The 3,386-nt window shown below is 64.9% G+C and carries 2 protein-coding genes and 1 pseudogene; 2 read left to right on the top strand and 1 reads right to left on the bottom strand.

The features are described 5' to 3' along the window. A partial coding sequence (locus tag JOY90_RS21110; RefSeq protein ID WP_291693044.1) for an acetyl-CoA C-acyltransferase occupies positions 1–678 on the top strand: 678 nt, incomplete at its 5' end. Between the two features lie 110 nt (positions 679–788). Here the strand turns inward: JOY90_RS21110 and JOY90_RS21105 are convergent. After that, positions 789–2,252, bottom strand: coding sequence for a GH1 family beta-glucosidase (locus JOY90_RS21105; protein WP_291693043.1), 1,464 nt, complete (start codon positions 2,250–2,252; stop codon positions 789–791). Positions 2,253–2,456: 204 nt separating this feature from the next. Here JOY90_RS21105 and JOY90_RS21100 point away from each other — a divergent pair. Beyond that, positions 2,457–3,386 (top strand): annotated as a pseudogene (locus tag JOY90_RS21100) (beta-(1-6) glucans synthase); the annotation flags it as partial.

The following is a 3,386-nucleotide window of genomic DNA, read 5'->3' as shown; positions in this document are numbered from 1 at the left end:
TCGCTGGAATCGCAGCGCCGCATGGCGGCCGCGCAGCAGGCCAACAAGTTCAAGGACGAGATCGTCCCGATGAAGACGAAGATGAAGGTCGTCAACAAGGAGACGAAAGAGGAGAGCATCGTCGATTACACGGTCTCGCGCGACGAGTGCAACCGGCCGGAAACGACCATGGAAGGGTTGAGCAAGCTCGAGCCCGTGAAGGGCCCCGGCAAGTACGTCACCGCCGGCAACGCCAGCCAGCTCTCCGACGGCGCCGCCGCGGTCGTGCTGATGGAGGCCAAGGATGCCGAGAAGCGCGGCCTCGAGCCCATGGGCCGCTTCGTGGCCTGGGCGGTCGCGGGCTGCGAGCCGGACGAGATGGGCATCGGCCCGGTCTTTGCCGTGCCGAAGCTCTTGCAACGTCACGGGCTGAAGATCGACGACATCGATCTCTGGGAATTGAACGAGGCCTTCGCCAGCCAGTGCCTGTACTGCCGCGACCGGCTCGGCATCGATCCCGCCAAGTACAACGTCAACGGCGGCTCGATCGCGATCGGTCATCCCTTCGGCATGACCGGCGCGCGGCTGACCGGCCACCTGCTGCAGGAAGGCCGCCGCCGCAAGGCCAAGTGGGGCGTAGTCACCATGTGCATCGGCGGCGGGCAGGGCGGCGCGGGGCTGTTCGAGATCTACAGCTGAGCGTCTGTCGCCAGCGATCTGAAGTTTCGCAAGGCGCGGTGCAGGATGATCTCCTGCACCGCGTTTTGCGTGATGAGGCGTCGCTGTGGTCAAGGTGCTGCTACTGCCGCTCATGCCACGCCGTTCCGCCGGATCGTCTCGCGATAGAAGTCGGCGCTGAGCTTTGGCGTGCGGACCTGCGTCTTGAAATCGACCCGATGGATGCCGTAGCGCTTCTCGAACCCGTCCTGCCATTCGAAATTGTCCAGCAGGCTCCAGAGGAAGTAGCCCTGGACGGGCACGCCTTCCGCGGTCGCGCGCTGCAACTGCGTCAGGTAGTTGCGCAGATACATGACCCGGTCGAGGTCCCACACACGGCCGTCCGCATCCACCTCGTCGGTGGCCGACGTTCCATTCTCGGTGATGTAGATCGATTTCACGTTCCACAGGCGCGCTGCATGCCGCGGCGACCAGTACATCGCCTCCGGCGCGACCCTCAGCCAGTCGGAATACATGTGCGGAAATGAAGTGGGAAGCGGCGCCAGCGCGAAGCCGGCCTCATTGTCGGCCGCCACCGCATATTGATCCGGCTTGTAGACGTTGAGTCCCAGGAAATCGATGGGGGAGGCGATGATGGCGAGATCCTCCGCCGTATATTTCGGCGCGTCCGCGCCGGCGCTCGCCAGGAATGCATCGGTATAGTTTCCTTCCAGCATCACCGTCAGATAGCCGGCATTGAGCTCGCGCGTGGCGATCTCCGCGGCGCGCACATGCGCCGGCGCGTCGAAAGCGGGGATGCAGGCGACGATGTTTTCCGCCGGCCCGACCTTGGTGCCGGGACGGCCATGGGCGCGGACCGCCTGCACCGCCAACCCATGCCCCAGCGCGACATGGTGACGGACCTGGTTCAGCTCGCCTTGCGGCAGTGTGAGGCCGGGCGCGTCGTAACCGAGGCCATAACCGAGTTGCACCAGCCTCGCACACTCATTGACGGTGAAAATGTGCCTGACGCGATCGCTGAGCCTGCCGGCGGCATAGGCGACGTAGTCCGCAAAAACCTCGGCGGTGTCGCGGGACCGCCAGCCGCCGAAGCGCTCCTGCAACGCCTGGGGCAGATCCCAATGGTACATCGTCGCAAACGGCGCGATGCCGTTGGCGAGCAGTTCGTCGACCAGCCGGTCGTAGAAGGCGAGGCCCTTCGGATTGGGCGCACCCAGCCCGTCGGGAAAGAGGCGAGGCCAGGCGATCGAGAAACGATAGGCGGTCGTGCCCAGTGCCTTCATCAACTGCACGTCTTCCGTGTCGCGATGATAGTGATCGCAGGCGACATCGGCATCGCTGCCGTCAGCGATCTTGCCGGGAATGTGTGCGTAGCGATCCCAGATCGACGGACCGCGCCCGTCTTCGGAGACCGCCCCTTCGATCTGAAAGGCCGACGTCGCGGTGCCCCATATGAAGCCATCCGGGAAGCGCCGATCGGTCGGCCTGTCGTCCCGATGGGACGCTGCGCGCAACGGCTCGGCCGGCAGCGTCGGCAGACCGAGCGCGGCGGCGATTCGAGCAAAGTGTCGTCGTGACAAACTGTTGAAGTGCATTGCTTCACTTGCCGGTTGAACAAATCGCATGGTCGCGGTCTAAGCTCGCTGTACATGGCGCTTGATGCAGGTCAATATCCCGACCACCCGAACCACGGACCGGTTGCGAATAGTCGCGCCCAACCCGTTGACTTGCCTAACCTTCCGGAGAAACGGACCATCGCTCGTCGTACGCCTTTGGCGCTTCTCCTCGTCTCCCTCGGCTTGATTTCCGCGATCTGGTGGTGGCTTTCGCAGCCGGCCACGCTGGCGCATGCGCCGGTTGATCCCGCGGCCAAGATGGACTGTGTGTCCTACGCGCCGTTCCGCGATCACCAGACGCCGTTCAGCAGCGACCTCGTCATCGGCGCGGATCAGATCGCGCGGGACCTTGCCGACCTCGCCAAGGTGTCGCGCTGTGTCCGCACCTATTCCGTCGATAACGGACTCGACAAGGTGCCCGAGCTCGCCGCCGAGGCCGGGCTGAAGGTCATTCTCGGCATCTGGCTCGGCCGCGACCGCGCCAAGAATGCCGAGCTGGTCGACAGGGCGCTCGCCAAGGTCGAGCAATTTCCCGATGTGATCAGCGCGATCATGGTCGGCAGCGAGGTGCTGCTGCGGGGAGAGATGACCGCCGGCGATCTTCGCGCCACCCTGCGGTCGGTGAAGGCGCGCACGGCGGTGGCCGTGAGCTATGCCGATGTCTGGGAATTCTGGCTGCGCTACCGCGAGGTCGCCGCCGACGTCGATTTCGTCACGATCCACATTCTGCCGTACTGGGAGGACTTTCCGGTCCGGGCCGAGGACGCAGCTCGTCACGTCGACGATATTCGCCAGCAGGTGGCCGTCACGTTTCCCGATAAGGAAATCCTGATCGGGGAGACCGGCTGGCCCAGCCGGGGACGGATGCGCGACGGCGCGCTGCCGTCCCGCATCGGCCAGGCGCGCTTCATGGCGGAAATCCTCGACCGGGCGCGACGGGAAAACTTCCGCGTCAACGTGTTCGAGGCCTATGACGAGCCCTGGAAGCGCCAGTGGGAGGGCACGGTCGGCGGCTATTGGGGTCTGTTCGACGGCTGGCATCGCGGCCTCAAATATCCGGCTGATATCGCCGTGAGCGAGCATCCATCCTGGAAGCTGCAGCTCGCGGCAGGT

The organism is Bradyrhizobium sp., assembly GCF_019242285.1.
In the GTDB taxonomy this organism is placed as follows: Bacteria; Pseudomonadota; Alphaproteobacteria; order Rhizobiales; family Xanthobacteraceae; genus Bradyrhizobium.
Note: the sequence above shows the minus strand (reverse complement) of the source record. Positions and strands in the feature narration are given on the sequence as shown.

Excerpts from the sequence above, each read along its gene's own strand:
- JOY90_RS21105 (WP_291693043.1), bottom strand. The coding sequence starts at position 2,252 with ATGCACTTCAACAGTTTGTCACGACGACACTTTGCTCGAATCGCCGCC.